Source organism: Nocardioides sp. Root240 (assembly GCF_001428825.1).
Classification (GTDB): Bacteria; Actinomycetota; Actinomycetes; order Propionibacteriales; family Nocardioidaceae; genus Nocardioides.
Genome location: NZ_LMIT01000012.1, coordinates 119,317 through 137,629 on the forward strand (window position 1 = coordinate 119,317; position 18,313 = coordinate 137,629).

An 18,313-nucleotide genomic window follows, 5' to 3' on the forward strand; every position below is an offset into this window, starting at 1 on the left:
TCTCTCCGGGAAGCGCGACGCAGTGCGCGGCGATCCCCTTGCTGGGCGTCTCGCCGTGCTGCCTGTCCGGTGACAGGCGGTGAAGCGGTGCCTCCTGCGAGGGGCGCGGCCGCAAGCGGTGCGCCGGGACCCGGGGCAAGACTGGCCGGATCGGTGGCTCCAGCCTACGGTGCTCAGCGCGCGGGGAGTGAATCCGCGCCGCGTGGGCCGCCCTGCGCCGTGCCACGCCGCCGCTTGTAACTCGGTGTTCGTGCGTCCACCACGGCGCAACGGCAACCGGCGGGGAGTCCTGACCGGTCAGGACTCCCCNAGCCCAGCAGGTCACTCCGTGATCTGCACCGCAGCGCCGCGTTCGACGAGCCCGTCGACGTCCTTGATCCCCCACGCCGCGAGGGCCTCGCGGGTGTGCGCGCCGGCGCCCGGGGCGGGCGGGTGCGACAGCGTCGCCTTCGTGCGCGAGAAGCGCGGCGCGGGCTGCGGCTGCACGATGCCCTCGTGCTCGACGAAGATCTCGCGCGCCTTGATGTGGGGGTGGTCGGGCGCCTCGCTGATCCGGAGGATCGGGGCCACGCAGGCGTCCGTACCGTCGAAGATCGCGCACCACTCGTCGCGGGTCCTGGTCAGGAAGGTCGCCGCGATCAGCTCACGCAGCTCGTCGGTCCTGGCGAGGTCCCAGCGGTCGGGGGCGGTGCCCTCGATGCCCAGCAGCTTCACGAACAGGTCGTAGAACTGCGGCTCCAGCGCGCCCACCGACATGTGCTCGCCGTCGGAGGTCTCGTAGATGTCGTAGTACGGCGCCCCGCCGTCGAGCAGGTTGGCCGCGCGCTCCTCCTTGAACCCACCGCCGGCGAGGAAGGCCGAGGTCATCGCGTTCAGGTTGGCGGTGCCGTCGACGATCGCGGCGTCGACGACCTGACCCCGGCCCGACGCCTTGGCCTCGAAGACCGCGGCGAGGATGCCGATGACGAGGTACGTCGAGCCGCCCCCGAAGTCACCGACCAGGTTGGTCGGGAACTGCGGCTTGTCCTTGGTCTGGCCCAGGCCGTGCAGGGTGCCGGTGATGGCGATGTAGTTCATGTCGTGGCCGGCGGCCTGCGACCACGGGCCGTCCTGGCCCCAGCCGGTCATCCGGCCGTAGACCAGGCGCGGGTTGCGCGCGAGGCACTCGTCGGGACCGAAGCCGAGGCGCTCGGCGACACCGGGGCGCATGCCCTCGACGAGGACGTCGGCCTGCTCGACCAGGTCGAGCACCGTGGCGACCGCCTCGGGGTCCTTGAGGTTGAGCGCGACGCTCGGGCGGCCGCGGTTGAGGAGGTCGTGCGAGCCGCCGGTGAGCATCTGGCCGCCGGGCCGCTCGACGCGGATCACGTCGGCACCGAGGTCCGCCAGGATCATGCAGGCGTGCGGGCTCGGCCCGATGCCCGCGATCTCGACCACCTTGAGGCCCTTGAGCGGACCGGTTCCCTGACCAAGCTCGAACGTCATGGGGCGATCATGGCACGGATCGTGACAGTGGTGCTGTCACGGTCGGCTACTGTCCAGTAGCCGGGTCAGCCCGGGTTGACGATCCGCGCCATCTCGAAGTGCATCGGGTCCGTCCAGGCCCAGTCGCCGCCCCACGCGAAGCCCCAGTACTTGAAGATCGACACGACCTCGCGGTTCATCTGGCCGACCGTGCCGCGCTGGTTGCCGGGCACGTTGAAGTCGAGCGCGAGGCCGAACGAGTGGTTCGACAGCTTCGTGGAGCCGGCGATGAAGCGGGGGTAGTAGCAACCGGCGTACTCGTTGGCGTGGATCTCCTTGGCCAGGCCGCGGTTGACGACCTCGATCAGGGCCGCGCGCAGCTGGGGGATGAGGTACTTGTTGCAGGTCACCGAGCCGAGGATCGGCACCTGCTCGGTCACGATGTGCGAGCGCACCCAGGCCGGGTCGGGAGCGATCCGCCCGCCGCCGATGGGCGTGTAGCGGAAGGACCCGACGGCGTCGCTGAACGCGCCGACCGGGACGACGGTCTGGAAGGTCCCGAGGTCGATGCCCTCCTGGGCGACGATGTCGAGGGCGGTGATGGAGAACCGCTTCTTGCCGAACCTCTTCTCGATCACCTCGCGCACCGCCTGCGGCGAGGCGATGCCGGTGTTGATCAGCACCGCGTTGTCGCTCTTGAGGCCGAGCTCCTCGCCCCACTTGGCGTTGACCATCACGTCGATCGCGTCGACCTCGGCCGGCGACCAGGCGCCGACGTGGATGCGCTGCTTGCCGATGTCGACGTAACCGTCACCGTCGACCGGGAGCTCCTTCTGGAGCCGGTCCATGATCGCGATCTCGCCGCCGGCGATCCGGTCCCACTGCTCCTGGAACTCGGCGCTGCGGCTGCCGGTGAACGCGCGGTACTGGCCCGGGTCGACCGCGGCGATGTTGTAGAACTTGCCGTCGGTCGTGAAGTTGCCGTAGGCGAGCTTGCTGTAGGCCGCGATGCCCTTCTTCCGGTCGCGACCCTTGCCGACCGTGACGGACAGCAGCTGCTCCATGTCGTCGTCGGTGAGGCTGTCCTCGCTGACCAGGAGCAGGTCGTCGCCGTACTGCGTGCCGTCGAACCTGCCGGGCGCGGAGACCGCGTGCGCGGGGTCGAGGGAGTCCTTCGGGGCTGGCTTCGTCGAGGCCGCGGCCGGCTTGCTCGGCGCGCCCTGCTCAGGGTCCTTGCCGGACGAGCCGCAGCCGGACGCGAGCGCGGCGACGAGCACCGCCGACAGCCCTGTCGTCAGTGCAGCGTTCATCCTCACGCGTCGTCGCGCCAGCCCCATGGCCCCTTCCCCGCCACCGGCCCTCCCGGCAGTCCTCCCGACACCGAGGGTAGTACGGCGAGCCTCAGCCGAGGACGCGTTCTGCGATCCAGGCGATGTCGTCGGCCGTACGCGCGGGGGTCGCGGTGGGCTGCATGACGTGGCTCAGCACCAGCCGGACCACCATGTCGATGCTGGCCTCGAGGCGACCCTCGGGCAGGTCGACGTCATAGTCGGCCACCCGCTCGCCGATGACGAGCTTGGCCCCCTCGAGGAGGTACTCCGAGTGGGTCGTCAGCAGCGGCAGGAGCTCGGTATCGGCGCCGTGGGTCGCGGACACGACGGCGTGCAGCAGGGCGTTGTCCTCGGCGTACTTCAGGACCCGGCGGGCCGAGTGCTGGATCGCGGCGATCAGGTCGTCGGGGTTCTCGTCGAAGGACTGCGTCACGCCCGCGAGGAAGCGGTCCAGCTCGCGCATCACCATCGCCTCGGCGAGGTCGTTCTTGGTGCCGATCTCGTTGTAGACGGTCTGGCGGCTGACGCCGACCTCGTCGGCCAGGCGGGCCATCGTGACCCGGCCCCAGCCGGCCGTCGTCATGATCTGCACGGCCGCCTCGAGGAGGCGGTCGCGCAGGGACGGGGCGGCCGACGCGAGCGCGCCGACCACCCCCTCGGTCGCGGGGCGTCCCGCGAGGATGGACATGGTCGGGCCTAGCCCTCCAGGGTCAGGGCCAGCACGGGGCAGGCCTGCACGGCGGCGTAGACGTGGGCGCGGTCCGCCTCCGGCGGGGCGTCGTCGAGGACGGTGACCTTGTCCTCGTCCTCGTCCACCTCGAAGTAGTCGTTGGCCATCGCCTCGCACATGCCGAGGCCCTCGCACTTGTCGAGGTCAGCGACGATCTTCATGGTCATCAGGCCTTCACCTTCTCCGGGTCGAACGGGATGAAGTCGATCTTCTCGCGAACACCGCAGTCAGGACAGCACCAGTCGTCCGGGATGTCGCTCCACGCCGTACCGGCGGCGAAGCCCTCGTGCTCGTCGCCCGCGGCGACCTCGTAGACGTAGGCGCAGCCGGGGCACTTGGCGGCCAGCACCTCGCCCTCGAACTTCTGCGCGAACAGGTCTTCCTTGTGCACGTCGTGCACGGCCGGCGGCGGGAACTTGGCGAGGTACTTCGCCTCCTTGCCCGGCGCGATGTTGGCCAGGGTGACGTCGCCGTCGAGGTGCTCGACCACGCGGGGGTCCATGACCTTGCGCCACAGCGGCGGGATCAGCGCGAGGTTGATCATGCCGGCGTACCCGGTCGGGAGGGCCGGCGACTCCTTGAAGTCACGCAGGGCCTGGTAGCGGCGGGTGGGGTTGGCGTGGTGGTCGCTGTGGCGCTGCAGGTGGTACAGGAAGATGTTGGTCACGATGTTGTTGCTGTTCCAGCTGTGCATCGGCAGCACCCGCTCGTAGCGCTGCTTCTCGCCGACCCGCTGGCGCTTGAGGCCGTAGTGCTCGAGGTAGTTGACGACCTCGAGGAGCGAGAAGCCGAAGACGACGGTGATCGGGATGTAGATCGCGACCTGCCAGCCGTTGAGCGCGATGACCGCGGCCCACAGCGCGACGGACATGGCCCAGGCGTTGAGGACGTCGTTGCCGAGGTGGAACGGGTGCGTGCCCTTGCGACGGTAGCGCTTGGCCTCGACCTCCCACGAGCTCTTCAGCGAGCCCCAGACGGTGCGCGGCCAGAAGCGGTAGAGGCTCTCGCCGAGACGGGACGACGCCGGGTCCTCGGGCGTGGCGACGCGGACGTGGTGGCCGCGGTTGTGCTCGATGTAGAAGTGGCCGTAGAAGGTCGGCGCCAGGGTGATCTTCGCGAGCCAGCGCTCGACGGACTCCTTCTTGTGGCCGAGCTCGTGGGCGGTGTTGATGCCGATGCCGACGACGCCCGCGATCGAGAGTGCCCACAGGGCCTTCTCCCACCACGGCAGCTCGAGGTGGTCGGCCATCAGGTTGGCGCTCAGGTGCGCGTCGCCCCAGTTGCCGAGGCCCACGTGGTTGAGCAGCCACGCGACCGGGTTGCCCTCACCGATGATGTAGTAGCCGGCGAACACCAGCGCGAACATCATGGGGACGTAGGCGAAGACCACCCAGCGGTAGTACTTGTCGTTCTCGAGCTCCTCGATGACCTCGTCCGGCGGGTTGCTCTGGTCGGTGCCCATGGCGAGGTCGAGCAGCGGGATCAGGAAGTTGACGAGGAACGGCGCGACGAGGGTGAAGCCCCACCAGCCGCCCGTCGCGATGTAGGCCAGCGCGAACAGCACCCCGAACCCGGGGACCATGAGGCCCCACAGCCAGAGGTAGCGCTTCTTGTCCTTCCACTGCTCGGTGGAACCGTCCGGGACGGTCTGTCCGATCTCCATCGATCCGGTCATCGTCCTACCTTCCATCTCCGCGACCGTTCGTAGTCGCTTGACAGAAAGGTACGAGTTGTAAAGGTCGTTTGACAAGAGGTGGCTGGTTGTAAAGTGACGGGCGTCACCGGTCGTGCGATGGCCGGACCGCGGGCGTACGCCACCGACTGCTTGTAACTCGGTGTTAGAGAGAGCTGCCACGGAGTCCTGACCGGTCAGGACTCCGTGGCAGTACTCCGCAACACCGAGTTACAAGCAGTCGGGCGGCGCGGGGAGCGGCGAGGCGACCTCAGGCGTCGACGGGCACCCCGGTCGCGACCGGCAGCCGCTCGTAGCCCCGCAGCACCCGCGTCGGTCGTCGCTCGCCCCGCCCGCTGACGTGCAGGTCCGGGAACCGCTCGTAGAGCGCCCGCAGCGCGACCGCGGCCTCGAGCCGGGCCAGGCTGGCGCCGAGGCAGTAGTGGACCCCGGCGGAGAAGGAGAGGTGCTGGTCGGCGTTCGGGCGGGTGACGTCGAAGGACGCGGGATCGGTGAAGACCGCCGGGTCGCGGTTGGCACCGCCGACGTACAGCAGGATGCCGTGGCCGGGCAGGAACGTCTTCCCGGCGACCTCCGTCTCGCGCAGCGCGATGCGCAGGGTCAGCTGGACGGGAGGCTGGTGGCGGAGGACCTCGTCGACGGCGTTGCCCCAGCCGTCGGGGTTCTCCTGCAGCCAGCGCAGCTGGTCGGGGTGGCCGTCGAGCATCGCGACGGCGTTGCCGATCAGGTTGACGGTGGTCTCGAAGCCGGCGGCGAGGACGAGCAGGCCGACCTGGTGGAGCTCGACCGGGTCCAGCCGGTCGGGGCCGTCGAGCTGGACCAGCTGGCTGATCAGGTCGTCGCCCGGGTTCGCGGTGAGCTGCTCGACGTGGCCGCGGAACCAGGTGTGCATCTCGCGGAGAGCCACCTCGGCGCGACGGAACTGCTTCCAGGACAGGCCGGGGTCGAGGGTCACGGCGGCCTCGTTGCCGAGGACCAGCAGGCGCTCCCGGTCCGACGCGGGTACGCCGAGCAGGTCGGCGATCACCGTCACGGGCAGCTGCGAGGCGTAGGCGTCGATCAGGTCGAAGCCGGTCGAGCCGGCCAGCTCGTCGAGCAGCTCGGCGGCGACGGAGTCGACCCGGTCCCCCATCCGGCCGACCTTGCGGGCGGTGAAGGCGCGGGCGACCTGCTTGCGGTAGCGGGTGTGCAGCGGCGGGTCGACCGCGAGCATCGACGGCGGGTCCACCGGGCCGAGGGTGTCGGGGTCGATCACCCGGTGGTGCAGCCACTGCAGCGGCTTGGGCAGCTCGCCCTGCCCGCCGGCGGTGCCGAACGCATCGCTGCGGAGCACCTCGTTGCACACCGCGTGGTCGACGCTGGCCGAGATCAGGCCGTTGGCACTGACCGCGCCGCGGGCGCGCAGCTCCTCGTACGCCGGGTAGGGGTCGAGCCGCAGCGCGGGGTCCATCACCATCCGGCTGATCAGGTCGCCCTTGCGCGCCCCGCGCTGGATCAACGCCCGCTGCAGGCCGTGGGCCAGGGTCCAGGCGGCGAAGGAGCGCGGGGTGTCCGCGAGGACCCGCCCACGGCGGCGCAGGTCAGGCGACGACACGCGTGACGTCCTCGGCGACGAGGACCCGGAGCACGCCACGCGCCCGGCGGGCCAGGCGGAGCCGGTGCTCCTCGAGCTCGCGCTCGGGCAGGTGGGTGTCCATCTGGGTGTTGACCGTCAGCTCCCAGCGGTAGCGCAGGGCGGCCAGCAGCCCGGCCCGGTCACCGAACAGCTCGGCGTACTCCTCGCGCCAGGGCAGGACCGGCGACTCGGTGCGCGCCAGCTCCTCCTCGACCGCGCGGAGTGCCTGCCAGCGGCGGTGCGTCTCGCTCCAGGTCATCGTGCTCACCGACCTCTCTGTCGATTGTTGATGCACCGAACCTACGGCGCCCGCACCCGCCGGACATCGGTCGACGGCAGGCACCTCGCGTCCTACCTGGGGAGGAGTCGACCGCCCTCCCCCGGCGGGATGACCGCGCCCCGCGCGCTCCCTAGGCTGGGGGTCATGCTGCGCTGGTTGCGCGCCGGCATCGAGGCCAACCTCGACCGGCACCAGATCCTCTACCCGTGGTGGGTGCCGCTGGTCTCCCACCTCGGGCAGGTGCTGTCGGTCGTCGTCAGCCTGGCGCTGCGCGACGCGCTCTGGCCGCTCGACCCACTGCTGGTCTGCGTGCCGCTGGTGATGGCCTCCGCGGCGATCCAGTTCACGACCAGCCGCTGGCTCCCCTGGTACGTCGACATCCTCGGCACCGTCGTCGCGGCCTGCCTGCTGCTGTCCCGCCCGCCCGAGGGACCGGTGGACCTGGCGCCTGCGATGCTCGCGCTCGCGACCGCCGAGATCACCGCCCGCGACGGGGTCCGCGAGGGGCTGTCCGTGGCCGCGATCGCGCAGGTCGTGCTGATCGGCGCCGCGCTCGGGCCGGGCCTCGACGGCGCCCCGCTCTACACCTTCGTGCTCCTGCTCGGCTTCGTCGTCGGCTCGATGCTGCTGTGGCAGATGCGCGCGCTGATCGCCGAGCGACGCGCCCGCGAGCAGGCGTGGGACCAGGCCACCGTCGCCGAGCGCGAGCGCATCGCCCGCGAGATCCACGACCTCGTCGCGCACTCCCTCAGCGTCTCGCTGCTCCAGGTCACCGGCGCCCGGCGTGCGCTCCGCGACGTCGGCGACGCCGCCAGTCCGCAGGAGACCGCCGACGCCGTGGCGGAGGTGGACGCCGCGCTGGCCGACGCGGAGCAGGTCGGACGCCGGGCGATGGCCGACATCCGCCGTACCGTCAGTGCGATGGCGACCGGGGCCTCCGAGCGGCACGCGCTGCCGAGCGCGACCGACATCGCCGCACTCGTGCGCGAGATGAGCGGCGCCGGCCTCCGGGTGGAGTACGACGAGCAGGGCGATCCCGCCACGCTGCCGGACGCCACCGGCCTCGGCCTCTACCGGATCGCCCAGGAGTCACTGGCCAATGTCGCGCGGCACGGCGGCGCCGACGCGCACGCGCAGGTCCGGTTCCGCGTCAACGGCACCGGCACCGGCACCCACCTGCGCATCACCAACCCGCTCCCGGCGGGACGGGTCCGCGGCGACGGCCTCGGCTCCGGCCTGGCCGGGATGCAGGCCCGCGCCGCTCAGCTCGGCGCCACCCTCGAGGCCGGACCGGACGGTGACGGCTGGGTCGTCGACGTCCGGCTTGGCCCGGTCGGCCGGTTCGCCGTCGACCTGCCCTGCGGCCGCACCATCAGGAAGCCAGGACTGACATGAGCCACCCCGCATGACCGCGCCCGACCGACTGCTCCGCGTCGTCCTCGTCGACGACCAGGAGCTGGTCCGCTCCGGCCTGCGGCGGATCCTGCGCCGGCGCGACGGCTTCGAGATCGTCGCCGAGTGCGGTGACGGCGGCGACGTGGCGCCGACGCTGGACGGTCTCGCCGACGGCGAGGACCCCGGCGTGGATGTCGTGGTGATGGACCTCCGGATGCGGCGCGTCGACGGGATCACCGCCACGGCCGGCGTCGTCGCCCGCCCCGACGGGCCGGCGGTCCTGGTGCTGACGACCTTCGACGACGACGAGATGCTGTCCGGCGCGCTGCGCGCCGGCGCGTCCGGCTTCCTGCTCAAGGACTCCTCGGCCGACGACCTGATCCGCGCCGTGCGCACGGTCGCCGACGGCGGCCACTGGCTCGACCCGTCGGTGACCGGACGCGTCCTCCAGCAGTTCCGGACGACGACCCCGGCGGCGCCGCGTCGCGGCAGCGCGGCGACCGACCCGCTGACCGCCCGCGAGCTCGAGGTGCTGCGGGCGATCGCGCTGGGCCGGAGCAACGGCGAGATCGCCGACGAGCTGGTGATCTCCGAGCTGACGGTGAAGAGCCACGTCGGGCGGATCTTCACCAAGCTAGGGCTGCGCGACCGGCCCGCTGCCATCGTCTACGCGTACGACAACGGGCTGGTCGCGCCGGGGAGCGCCTAGGAGGTTGCCGAGCCGTCGAGCGCCGGCGGCGTCAGTCCGTCGGTGGCGTTGCCGACCGACTTCTTGATCAGCGCCTCGAGGTCGAGGCCGGTCGCGGTCTTCAGCATCTGCAGGGTCTGCGTGACGTTGTCGGTGACCTGCTTGGGCAGCGCGCTGGCGCCGTCGGTCGACAGCACGGTGAGCTGGTCGATCGCGGCGATCGGCGAGGCCACCTCCTTGGCGATCTGCGGCAGCACCTCGATCAGCATCTGCAGGACGGCGGCGTCGTTGTAGTGGGCGAACGCCTCGGCCCGCTTGTCCATCGCCTCGGCCTCGGCCTGGCCGATGGCCAAGGTGGCGGCGGCCTGCGCCTCACCCTCGGCGCGGGTCGCGTCGGCCTCCGCGAGACGACGGCCCTTCTCGGCCTCGCCTCGCTTGATGCCCTCGATCGCCTCGGCCTCGGCCAGCGCGGCACGGCGGCCCTTCTCGGCCTCACCGCTGAGCTTGGTCTCCTCCGCCTTGGCCTGCGCGGCCGCGATGGTGGCGGCCTTGCGGGCGTCGGCCGCCGCGATCTCAGCGGTACGACGGGCCTCGGCCTCCTGCTCGACGCGGTAGCGCTCCGCGTCGGCCGGCTTGCGGACCTGGGTCTCGAGCTGGCGCTCGGTCAGTGCGGCCTGCTGGACCGCGACCTTCTCCTGCTCGGCGAAGATCGCCTGGTCCCGCTCGGCCTGCGCCAGCGGACCGGCGGCGGCGGCCTGGGCGGCGGCGGCGTCGGTCTCGGCCTTGATCTCGGCCTGCTTGAGCGCGAGCGTGCGCTGCGCGACCGCGATCTCCTGCTCCGCGGCGATCTGCGCCTGCTCGGCGGCCTGGCGCGCGTTGGCCTCGGCGATGGCCGCTGCCTGCTGGATGCGCGCGGCCTCCGGTCGACCGAGGTCGGCCAGGTAGGTGCCGTCGTCGGTGACGTCCTGGATCTGGAAGGCGTCGAGGATCAGGCCCTGACCAGTGAGCGAGCTCTCGGACTCGTCGGCCACGCGCTGCGCGAACGCCGCCCGGTCACGGATGATCTGCTCGACGGTCAGGCCGCCGACGATGGAGCGCAGCGCACCCGCCAGCACCTCCTGCGTGAACGTCTCGATGTCGCCCTGCTGGGAGAGGAAGCGCTGCGCGCCGAGGCGGATCTGGTCGGCGTTGCCGCCGACCTTGACGATCGCGACGCCGTCGAGGTTGAGCTTGATGCCCTGGCCCGAGACCGCGCCGCGGATCTGCACCGAGATGCGGCGGCTGGACAGGTCCATCGTGGCCAGCTTCTGCACGAACGGCACCACGAAGACACCGCCACCGAGGACGACCTTCTGGCCGGACAGGTCGGTGGTCAGCTCACCGGTCTCCGGGTTGATCACCGCCTTGCCCTTGCGGCCGGTGACGATGAACGCCTGGTTGGGTCCGGCGACCTTGTAGCGGCTGGTGACCAGCAGGACCAGCAGCACCAGGAGGACGACGATGCCGGCGATCGGCACCCAGACGGCGGTATTCATGGCTTCCACTTTCACTCAGGGGAGGGGGACTGCCAGACCTCGGTCACGCTGACCGCGGTCGGGGAGAGCACGCCGGTCACGTTGACCTGGGCACCGGCCTCGATGGGCAGGTGGGCGCTGGCGTTCAGCTGCAGGGGGTGACCGCCGACGACGACGCGTACGACGCCGTACCCCTCGGCGGGGATGGCGGTGATCACCTTCGCGACCTGGCCGACGCTGTCGCCGATCGAGACGGTCCCGTCGCTCGGGCCGTCCTTGACCAGCCGGGTCAGCCACAGCGCGAACCAGCCGACCACGACGCCGGACCCGGCCCCGACGGCGAGCGAGACGGGCAGCGGCGCACCAGTGCCGTCGGCGATCGCGCCGCCGAAGCCGAAGGCGGAGACGAAGCCGCCGAGCGCAGCCGTCGAGATCCAGTCGGCCTCGAGCGCGTGGAACGGGCCGTCGAGCACGTCGCCCGCCACGAGCGAGAGCAGCAGCACGCCGAGACCGACGAGGCCGAGCACGAGGAAGACGGTCACGCACACTCCGGGCTGTCGGGCCGGAGGTCCGGCGGGGATGCGCAGATCGTATCCAGTGAACACTCACCGGAAACCGGGTGACGGCCGTCACAAAGTTGCACCATATGCCCAGTGGGTGCAAAGATGCACTCATGAGCGAACTGTGCACGAACCGCCGGGAGGCCAAGCGGTACCAGACCGCGCTGCGCCTCCAGCAGTGCGCGGTGCAGCTCACGGTCGAGCGTGGCTTCGACGGCTGGACCATCGACGACCTCGCCGTTGCCGCCGACGTGTCGCGCCGGACGGTGTTCAACTACTTCGACGGCAAGGCCGAGGTCGTCCTCGGCCCGGAGCCGGAGGTCGACGACCTGCAGGTCGAGGCCTTCGTCGCCGGCGGCCCGACGGGGCGGCTCTTCGACGACCTGCTCGTGCTCGCCCACGAGGCGACCCGCGAGAAGGCCGGCAACGAGCAGCACCTGCCGGCGGTGCGCGAGGCGATCATGAACGACCCGCGCCTCATCCAGCTGGTGCACGAACGCTTCGAGGTCGCCGCCACCCTGCTGGGCGACTGCATCCGCCAACGCGAGGGCGACGACTTCCCCGACCTCCGGGTCCGCACCATCCTGCGCGTCCTCATCACCTGCTTCGACGACGCCCTCGAGCGCCTCGCGGCCGATGCCGACCGGACGTTCTCGGAGCACTTCGACGACTGCGTCGCCGACATCCGCAGCACCCTCGCCTGACGTTCCGCCCCTTCCCCACCCGATCCCGTCCGGAGACCCCGGGCACCACCCACCAGGAGACCTCACCATGGCCCGCCTGCTCGCCAAGCTCGGCTCCACCGCCTACCGGCGCTGGCCGTTCTTCATCGCCGCCTGGCTGATGCTCGCCGTCGTCGTCGGCGGTCTCGCCGGCACCGTCGCGAAGCCCTTCACCGACGAGTTCAGCATCCCCGGCATCCCCTCGGAGAAGGCCGCGCAGATCCAGAAGGAGCTGTTCCCGGCCTCCGGGGACGCCTTCGACGACGCCAGTGTCAACGTCGTGCTCGTCGCGCCCGACGGCCACACGCTGGACGACCAGACCTACGGCCCGGTCGTCGCCGACCTGGTCGACGACATCCGCGCCCTGCCGCAGATGTCGGACGACGCCGCCGCCAACCCCAGCCTCGGCAACCCCGTCGAGCTCGCCGACGCCCAGCGCTCGGCGTACGTCGACAGGGCGAAGGCCGCGGACGGCGACGTCGCCGCTGCGAAGGCCGACGCCGCTGCCGTCTCGCCGTCCGCCGAGGGCGGCCGGGTCGGCCTGATGACCTTCTCGTGGGACGTCAAGACGCCCGCCGACGTCGAGCAGGCCAGCATCGACCAGCTCGACGAGGCGCTCGACGCCGCCCGCGACGCCGGCCTCACCGCCGAGGTCAACGGCGCCGGCTCGAAGACCCAGCCCGAGATGGGCATGACCTCGGAGCTGATCGGCCTCGCGGTCGCGCTCGTCGTGCTGGTGCTGACCTTCGGCTCGCTCGTCTCCGCCGGCATGCCGCTGGTCACCGCGGTCATGGGCGTCGGCATCGGCCTGTCCGGTGTCACCGCGATGACCGCGCTGATGGACCTCAACTCCTCGACGACCATGCTGGCCTCGATGATCGGCCTCGCGGTCGGCATCGACTACGCGCTCTTCATCCTCGCCCGCTACCGGACCGAGCTGCACCACACCGACGACCGCGAGCACGCCATCGGCATCGCCGTCGGCACCGCCGGCTCGGCCGTCGTGTTCGCCGGCCTGACCGTGCTGATCGCGCTGTCCGCCCTCGCCGTGGTGAACATCCCGTTCCTCACCGCCATGGGCCTGGCTGCCGCGGCCACCGTGTTCGTCGCCGTCCTGGTGGCGCTGACCCTGCTGCCCGCCGTCCTCGGCATGCTGAAGTCCAAGGCCTTCGGTGGCCGGGTACGCCGCTACCAGCCGCGGCGTGACGAGTCCGGTCAGATCCTCAACAACGGCGTGCGCTGGGCGCGCACCGTCGGTCGCTACCCGGTCGCCTTCGCCGCCGTCGTCGTGATCGGCCTCGGCGCGCTCGCCGTACCGCTGAAGGACCTGCACCTGGCGTTCCCGACCGACAGCACCGCCGCACCGGCCACCACGCAGCGCCAGGCCTCCGACCTGATCTCCGAGCACTTCGGCCCCGGTCGCGAGGGTCCGCTGCTGGCCGTCGTCGACGCCACCGACGTCGCCGAGGGCGGCCGCGACCGCGCCTTCGACGACGTGACCGGCTGGATCAACGGCCTGCCCGACGTCGCCAACGCCCAGGTCGTCGCGACCAACGCGACCTACGACGCCGACGGCAACCAGACCGCGGCCGCCACCGGCGCGATGATCCAGGTCACCCCGTCCTCCGGCCCGGACGAGACCGCCACCCAGGACCTGCTCCTCGCGCTGCGCGACGGCCAGGCGGGCATCGAGTCCGACACCGGTACGACGATCGGCATCACCGGCCTGACCGCCATCACCACCGACATCTCCGACCGCCTCAGCTCGGCGCTGCCGATCTACCTGGCGATCGTGATCGGCCTGGCGTTCCTGCTGCTGATGCTGGTGTTCCGCTCGATCCTGGTGCCGCTGACCGCGACCCTCGGCTTCCTGCTGTCGGTGCTCGCCACCCTGGGCGCGACCGTCGCGGTCTTCCAGGAGGGCATGTTCGGGCTCTTCGAGCCGCAGCCGATCGTGAGCTTCATGCCGATCTTCCTGATCGGCCTGGTGTTCGGCCTGGCGATGGACTACCAGGTGTTCCTGGTGACCCGGATGCGCGAGGCGCACGTCCACGGCATGAGCACCCGCGAGGCGGTCGTCGACGGCTTCCGCAACAGTGCCCGCGTCGTCACCGCGGCGGCGACCATCATGATCGCGGTGTTCGCGGCCTTCATGCTGCAGAGCGAGCCGATCGTGCAGTCGATGGGATTCGCGCTGGCCTCGGCCATCGTGTTCGACGCCTTCATCGTCCGGCTGGTGCTGATCCCCGCGACGCTCTACCTGCTGGGCGAGAAGGCCTGGTGGCTGCCGAAGTGGCTCGACCGGGTCCTGCCGAACGTGGACGTCGAGGGTGAGTCCCTCGAGCGCCACCCGGCCTCCGCCGGTCCGACGGGCGACCTGGACGACGACCTCGACCAGGACCGCGAGCTCGCCGGCGTCTGACGCCCGGGTCCGCACAGCACGAAGGGGCCGCCCCCACCGGGGCGGCACCTTCGTCGTACCTGCGGGTGGGTCCGGTTCAGCCGAGGGCCTTCTCGATGTCTCCGGCGATCTTCTCGGGCTTGGTGGTCGGCGCGTAGCGGCCGATGACCTGGCCGTCCTTACCCACGAGGAACTTGGTGAAGTTCCACTTGATGCCGCCGCCGATCAGGCCGCCCTTCTGGGACTTCAGCCACTGGTAGACCGGGTGCGTCTCGTCGCCGTTGACGTCGATCTTGGAGAACATCGGGAAGGTCACCCCGTAGTTCTTCTGGCAGAAGCCGGCGATCTCGTCGTCGCCGTCGAGCTCCTGGTTGGCGAACTGGTCGCACGGGAAGCCCAGGACGGTGAAGCCGCGGTCGCCGTACGTGTCGTAGAGCTCCTGCAGTCCCTCGAACTGGGGGGTGAAACCGCACTTCGAGGCCGTGTTGACGACCAGCACCACCTTGCCGTCGTAGGACGAGAACTCGACGGGCTTGCCGTCGATGGCGGTGGCGGAGAAGTCGTGGAGGGTGGTCATGGCCTCCAGTGTGTCAGCGCGCCCGAAGCGAGCGCGCCTGGAGCAGCGCGAGGTCGGCCACGACGAGCGCCTGCGCGACGGCCCAGACCCGGCCGGCGTTCTCGAGGCCGAAGGCGCCGGTGACCGCGATCTCGAGCGAGGCGAGGACCCCCACCGCGTTGCCGGCGACGATCGCCCAGCCGGCACCGGAGGGCATCCGGCTGCGGGCGTACAGGCCGACCACGACGGCGTACCCGACCATGAAGAGGCCGAGCTCGCGGTAGGCACCCGCCTCGCCCCCGAGCAGGTCGGCCAGCGGTCCGGCGAGGACGAGGTAGGCCAGCGCGTTGGTGGCGGTGACGACGGCGTCGGCCCCGAACCACAGGCGGGTACGACGGGCGAGGGCCGGAGCGGTGCGGGGAGCGGTGATCGTGGTCATGGTGTCCTCCTCGGGACGGATCGGTTGACCCCGAGCCTCACTCCTCGGAGGTGCTCCCGGCGATGACGTCGGAGGTCATGCGGCGGCGCACGGTCCACAGCAGCAGTGCCAGCAGGACCAGCAGGAGGTCGACCGCGCCGATGATGATCCAGCCCAGCGCGTCGGCCCGTTCGCCGTCGACGCGCTGCGCCGACGGGTGGCCGGGCAGCACGGTCACGCCGATCTCGCCGCTGTCCTCCGCCGTCCGGTACGCCGACCGGTCGACCTCGATCGGCCAGGTCCGCCGGTCCGGGTCGATGTCCTCGGGCAGGCGGAGGCGGACGACGTAGTGGTCCGAGCGCAGCACGTCGGTGCCGGTCACCTCCGCGGTGACGTGGACGCCGTCGCGGTCGATCCGCCACTGCTGCCAGGTGTGGTGGACGAAGGGCAGGTTGGCCACGGCCGCCACGAGGAGCAGCGCGACGAACGGGCCCTTGCCGGGCCTCATCCCTGCTCGGCGGTGGTGGGTCCGGAAGGAGCGAGACCGGGCCACGGGTGATCCCACCGGTCGTCGTACGCGGTCTCGGCGAGGGGGCGCCGGCTGCGGGCCCGTTGGTCGCGCTCGGCGTCGCGCTCGGGCACCTCCTCGGGATTGCCGCGCACGCCGACCGCGATGCCGGCCAGCACCCGGGCGTCGTCCGGGATGCCGAGCCCGGCGGCGACCGCCGTGTGGTCGAAACCCCCGAACTGGTGGGCGTGCAGGCCCATCGCGTGCGCCTGCAGGGTCAGGTGCGCGGAAGCCTGGCCGACGTCGTGGGCCGGGATCAGGACGTCCTTGAGCTCGTCGCCGTCGGTGCCCAGCACGACGACCGACAAGAAGACCACGGATGCACGCGGTACCCAACCGGAATTGCCGCGGCTCAGGTGCGGCACCAGCACCCGGTGCGCCGCGCTGCCGCGGGTCGCCACGACGTACCGCCAGGGTTGGCGGTTGCCCGAGCTCGGCGCCCACTGGGCGGCCTCGAGCAACCGGGTGATCTCGGCGTCGGTGAGCTCGTGCTGGGCGTCGAAGACGCTGGGGCTCCAGCGGGAGCGGAGCGGCTCGGCGATCGCGACCGGGTTCATGGGTCGAGTATCGCGGGCGCTGGGCCCGGACTCAGACGCGCAGGTAGGCCAGCACCGCGCGGACCCGGCGGTGGTCGTCGGTGTCGGCGGGCAGGTCGAGCTTCGTGAAGATGCTGTTGATGTGCTTGGCGACGGCCTTCTCGGTCACCACGAGCGCCTGCGCGATCCCTGCGTTGGCGCGGCCCTCGGCCATCAGCCCGAGCACCTCGCGCTCACGGTCGGTGAGCCGCTCCAGCGGGGTGTCGCGGCGGCGCTCGAGGACTGCGGCCACGACCGACGGGTCGAGCACGGTGCCACCGTCGGCGACCCGGTGGAGGGCGTCGACGAACTCGGCGACGTCGGAGACGCGGTCCTTGAGGAGGTAGCCGACGGCACCCTCGCCGCTGGCCAGCAGCTCGCGGGCGTAGAGCTGCTCGACGTACTGCGACAGCACGAGCACGGGGAAGCCGGGACGGCGGGTGCGGGCGGCGATCGCGGCGCGGAGGCCCTCGTCGGTGAACGTCGGCGGCATCCGGACGTCGACCACGGCCGCGTCGGCCTCGGGGTCGGTGAGCGCCTGCTCGAGCGCCGGCAGGTTGTCGACGGCGTGCAGCACCTCGAAGCCCTTGGCCTCCAGGAGCTGGGTCAGGCCGGCCCTCAGGAGCGCGTGGTCCTCGGCGAGGACTAGGCGGAGGGGGCGCACGGGACCTCCCAACGGACGACGGTCGGCCCACCGGCCGGACTGGACACCGACAGGATGCCGTCGAACGCGGCCAGGCGGGCGGCGATCCCCTGCAGACCGGACCCGGTGCTCGGGTCCGCGCCGCCGCGACCGTCGTCGCCGACCTCGCCGCGCAGGACGCCGTCGGCGTGCCGCAGGCTGATCCAGGTCTGGTCGGCGCCGGCGTGCTTGCCGGCGTTGGCGAGGCACTCGGCGACCGTGAAGTAGACGGCCGACTCCACGGGCGCCGGCAACCGGTCCGGTACGTCGAGCGCGAGCTCGACCGGGAGCGCCATGTCGAGCGCGAGCGCCGAGACCGCGCCAGTCAGGCCGCGGTCGGCGAGCACCGGCGGGTGCACACCCCGGACCACGTCACGCAGCTCGCCGAGCGCCGCCGACGAGGTCGAGCGGGCCTCGTTGATCAGCCGGCGCGCGGCGTCCGGGTCGGACTCGAAGAGGTCGTCGGCGAGGCCGAGGTGGAGCGAGACGGCCGCCAGCCGGGCCTGCGGGCCGTCGTGCAGGTCCCGCTCGATCCGGCGAAGCTCCGCGGCCGAGTGGTCGACGACGACCGCCCGCGACTCGGTGAGCGCCTGCACGCGGCGCTCGAGGTGCTCGGTCCGCCCGACCGTCAGGAGCGCCCGGTCCACGCACGCCCGGGCGCGCATCAGCGGGCCGACGCCGTACCACCACACGGGCCAGGTCACGACGCCGAGGAGGAGCACGACCGCCAGCAGCGAGACCACGAAGCCGACGCTCATCGCCCACAGCATCCAGAGCAGGTCCCGCCAGGTCATCGGGTCGGCCGCGCGCACCTGGAGGTTGGCGATCGGGCCGCCCGGGAGCGGGAGGTACGGCGCCGTCGTCGGCGCGCCGAGGATCCGGCCGGACATCGTGCGGTGCCACCCGACGAGGCCGCGCATGACCGGCAGCAGGCCGGCGAGGAGGAGCACACCGAGCCAGACCACGACGAGGGCGGCGCTGACGACCACGAGCACGAAGGCCACCACGACGGGCACGAACAGCAGGACCTGCAGGGCGGCGTACCCGGTCACCGCCCAGCGGCCGGCACGCGCCTCGACGTCGTGCTCGGGCCACCTGCTCACCGCCCCATCCTGTCGTGA

The 18,313-nt window shown here is 71.6% G+C and carries 19 protein-coding genes; 4 read left to right on the top strand and 15 right to left on the bottom strand.

Annotated features, from left to right (window positions below):
- Nucleotides 1-321: 321 nt before the first annotated feature.
- From ASE20_RS16965 to ASE20_RS16995, 7 genes are all read right to left on the bottom strand, one after another.
- Complete coding sequence (locus ASE20_RS16965) at nt 322-1,485, bottom strand: CaiB/BaiF CoA transferase family protein (protein ID WP_056895763.1); 1,164 nt, start codon at nt 1,483-1,485, stop codon at nt 322-324.
- A 65-nt stretch (nt 1,486-1,550) separates the two neighbouring features.
- A complete protein-coding gene (locus ASE20_RS16970; protein ID WP_225869127.1) occupies nt 1,551-2,774 on the bottom strand; it encodes a M15 family metallopeptidase in 1,224 nt (407 codons plus the stop codon).
- Between the two features lie 91 nt (nt 2,775-2,865).
- Entirely contained in the window at nt 2,866-3,483 is a 618-nt protein-coding gene (locus tag ASE20_RS16975) for a TetR/AcrR family transcriptional regulator (RefSeq protein ID WP_056895765.1), read from the bottom strand.
- A gap of 8 nt (nt 3,484-3,491) precedes the next feature.
- Nucleotides 3,492-3,692 carry a ferredoxin gene (locus ASE20_RS16980; RefSeq protein WP_225869128.1) on the bottom strand — a complete coding sequence of 67 codons (201 nt, stop codon included), beginning with the start codon at nt 3,690-3,692 and terminating at the stop codon, nt 3,492-3,494.
- A complete protein-coding gene (locus ASE20_RS25950) occupies nt 3,692-5,200 on the bottom strand; it encodes a fatty acid desaturase (protein WP_056895766.1) in 1,509 nt (502 codons plus the stop codon). The genes ASE20_RS16980 and ASE20_RS25950 overlap by 1 nt, the downstream gene beginning before the upstream one ends.
- Before the next feature lie 268 nt (nt 5,201-5,468).
- The gene (locus tag ASE20_RS16990; RefSeq protein ID WP_225869129.1) at nt 5,469-6,812 is read right to left on the bottom strand and encodes a cytochrome P450; all 1,344 of its coding nucleotides are present in this window, start codon (nt 6,810-6,812) and stop codon (nt 5,469-5,471) included.
- Nucleotides 6,799-7,101 (bottom strand): hypothetical protein, encoded by a 303-nt coding sequence (locus ASE20_RS16995; RefSeq protein WP_056895767.1) that lies wholly within the window; start codon nt 7,099-7,101, stop codon nt 6,799-6,801. Before ASE20_RS16995 ends, ASE20_RS16990 begins: the two co-directional genes overlap by 14 nt.
- A gap of 156 nt (nt 7,102-7,257) precedes the next feature.
- Here ASE20_RS16995 and ASE20_RS17000 point away from each other — a divergent pair, with 156 nt between their 5' ends.
- Both ASE20_RS17000 and ASE20_RS17005 read left to right on the top strand, forming a co-directional pair.
- A complete protein-coding gene (locus ASE20_RS17000) occupies nt 7,258-8,508 on the top strand; it encodes a sensor histidine kinase (RefSeq protein WP_056895768.1) in 1,251 nt (416 codons plus the stop codon).
- A gap of 10 nt (nt 8,509-8,518) precedes the next feature.
- Entirely contained in the window at nt 8,519-9,217 is a 699-nt protein-coding gene (locus tag ASE20_RS17005; RefSeq protein WP_056895769.1) for a response regulator transcription factor, read from the top strand.
- Here ASE20_RS17005 and ASE20_RS17010 read toward each other — a convergent pair.
- Nucleotides 9,214-10,731, bottom strand: a complete 1,518-nt coding sequence (locus ASE20_RS17010; protein ID WP_056895770.1) for a flotillin family protein — start codon at nt 10,729-10,731, stop codon at nt 9,214-9,216. The two genes, ASE20_RS17005 and ASE20_RS17010, sit on opposite strands and share 4 nt — an antisense overlap.
- 11 nt (nt 10,732-10,742) lie before the next feature.
- The gene (locus ASE20_RS17015) at nt 10,743-11,252 is read right to left on the bottom strand and encodes a hypothetical protein (RefSeq protein WP_056895771.1); all 510 of its coding nucleotides are present in this window, start codon (nt 11,250-11,252) and stop codon (nt 10,743-10,745) included.
- A gap of 131 nt (nt 11,253-11,383) precedes the next feature.
- Between ASE20_RS17015 and ASE20_RS17020 the strand changes: the two genes are divergently transcribed.
- Together ASE20_RS17020 and ASE20_RS17025 are read left to right on the top strand one after the other, a co-directional pair.
- Nucleotides 11,384-11,974 carry a TetR/AcrR family transcriptional regulator gene (locus ASE20_RS17020; protein ID WP_056895772.1) on the top strand — a complete coding sequence of 197 codons (591 nt, stop codon included), beginning with the start codon at nt 11,384-11,386 and terminating at the stop codon, nt 11,972-11,974.
- A 67-nt stretch (nt 11,975-12,041) separates the two neighbouring features.
- On the top strand, nt 12,042-14,414 hold the full coding sequence (locus ASE20_RS17025; RefSeq protein ID WP_056895773.1) for an MMPL family transporter: 2,373 nt from the start codon (nt 12,042-12,044) through the stop codon (nt 14,412-14,414).
- A 76-nt stretch (nt 14,415-14,490) separates the two neighbouring features.
- On the opposite strand, the gene ASE20_RS17030 is transcribed toward ASE20_RS17025, so the two are convergent.
- The 6 genes from ASE20_RS17030 to ASE20_RS17055 are packed head-to-tail and all read right to left on the bottom strand — an operon-like array spanning nt 14,491 to nt 18,295.
- A complete protein-coding gene (locus ASE20_RS17030; RefSeq protein ID WP_056895774.1) occupies nt 14,491-14,970 on the bottom strand; it encodes a glutathione peroxidase in 480 nt (159 codons plus the stop codon).
- Nucleotides 14,971-14,983: 13 nt separating this feature from the next.
- Nucleotides 14,984-15,388 carry a hypothetical protein gene (locus ASE20_RS17035; RefSeq protein ID WP_056895775.1) on the bottom strand — a complete coding sequence of 135 codons (405 nt, stop codon included), beginning with the start codon at nt 15,386-15,388 and terminating at the stop codon, nt 14,984-14,986.
- A gap of 37 nt (nt 15,389-15,425) precedes the next feature.
- Nucleotides 15,426-15,875 (bottom strand): hypothetical protein, encoded by a 450-nt coding sequence (locus ASE20_RS17040; protein WP_056895776.1) that lies wholly within the window; start codon nt 15,873-15,875, stop codon nt 15,426-15,428.
- Nucleotides 15,872-16,492, bottom strand: a complete 621-nt coding sequence (locus tag ASE20_RS17045; RefSeq protein ID WP_056895777.1) for a nitroreductase family protein — start codon at nt 16,490-16,492, stop codon at nt 15,872-15,874. The genes ASE20_RS17040 and ASE20_RS17045 overlap by 4 nt, the downstream gene beginning before the upstream one ends.
- Nucleotides 16,493-16,523: 31 nt before the next feature.
- Nucleotides 16,524-17,174 (bottom strand): response regulator, encoded by a 651-nt coding sequence (locus tag ASE20_RS17050; RefSeq protein WP_200952850.1) that lies wholly within the window; start codon nt 17,172-17,174, stop codon nt 16,524-16,526.
- Nucleotides 17,156-18,295, bottom strand: a complete 1,140-nt coding sequence (locus tag ASE20_RS17055; RefSeq protein WP_157538538.1) for a sensor histidine kinase — start codon at nt 18,293-18,295, stop codon at nt 17,156-17,158. The genes ASE20_RS17050 and ASE20_RS17055 overlap by 19 nt, the downstream gene beginning before the upstream one ends.
- Nucleotides 18,296-18,313 lie beyond the last annotated feature (18 nt).

Excerpts from the sequence above, each read along its gene's own strand:
- ASE20_RS16975 (WP_056895765.1), bottom strand. The coding sequence starts at position 3,483 with ATGTCCATCCTCGCGGGACGCCCCGCGACCGAGGGGGTGGTCGGCGCG.
- ASE20_RS17035 (WP_056895775.1), bottom strand. The coding sequence starts at position 15,388 with ATGACCACGATCACCGCTCCCCGCACCGCTCCGGCCCTCGCCCGTCGT.
- ASE20_RS17040 (WP_056895776.1), bottom strand. The coding sequence starts at position 15,875 with ATGAGGCCCGGCAAGGGCCCGTTCGTCGCGCTGCTCCTCGTGGCGGCC.
- ASE20_RS16965 (WP_056895763.1), bottom strand. The coding sequence starts at position 1,485 with ATGACGTTCGAGCTTGGTCAGGGAACCGGTCCGCTCAAGGGCCTCAAG.
- ASE20_RS25950 (WP_056895766.1), bottom strand. The coding sequence starts at position 5,200 with ATGACCGGATCGATGGAGATCGGACAGACCGTCCCGGACGGTTCCACC.
- ASE20_RS17025 (WP_056895773.1), top strand. The coding sequence starts at position 12,042 with ATGGCCCGCCTGCTCGCCAAGCTCGGCTCCACCGCCTACCGGCGCTGG.
- ASE20_RS17045 (WP_056895777.1), bottom strand. The coding sequence starts at position 16,492 with ATGAACCCGGTCGCGATCGCCGAGCCGCTCCGCTCCCGCTGGAGCCCC.
- ASE20_RS17005 (WP_056895769.1), top strand. The coding sequence starts at position 8,519 with ATGACCGCGCCCGACCGACTGCTCCGCGTCGTCCTCGTCGACGACCAG.
- ASE20_RS17000 (WP_056895768.1), top strand. The coding sequence starts at position 7,258 with ATGCTGCGCTGGTTGCGCGCCGGCATCGAGGCCAACCTCGACCGGCAC.
- ASE20_RS17030 (WP_056895774.1), bottom strand. The coding sequence starts at position 14,970 with ATGACCACCCTCCACGACTTCTCCGCCACCGCCATCGACGGCAAGCCC.
- ASE20_RS16970 (WP_225869127.1), bottom strand. The coding sequence starts at position 2,774 with ATGAACGCTGCACTGACGACAGGGCTGTCGGCGGTGCTCGTCGCCGCG.
- ASE20_RS17010 (WP_056895770.1), bottom strand. The coding sequence starts at position 10,731 with ATGAATACCGCCGTCTGGGTGCCGATCGCCGGCATCGTCGTCCTCCTG.
- ASE20_RS17020 (WP_056895772.1), top strand. The coding sequence starts at position 11,384 with ATGAGCGAACTGTGCACGAACCGCCGGGAGGCCAAGCGGTACCAGACC.
- ASE20_RS16980 (WP_225869128.1), bottom strand. The coding sequence starts at position 3,692 with ATGACCATGAAGATCGTCGCTGACCTCGACAAGTGCGAGGGCCTCGGC.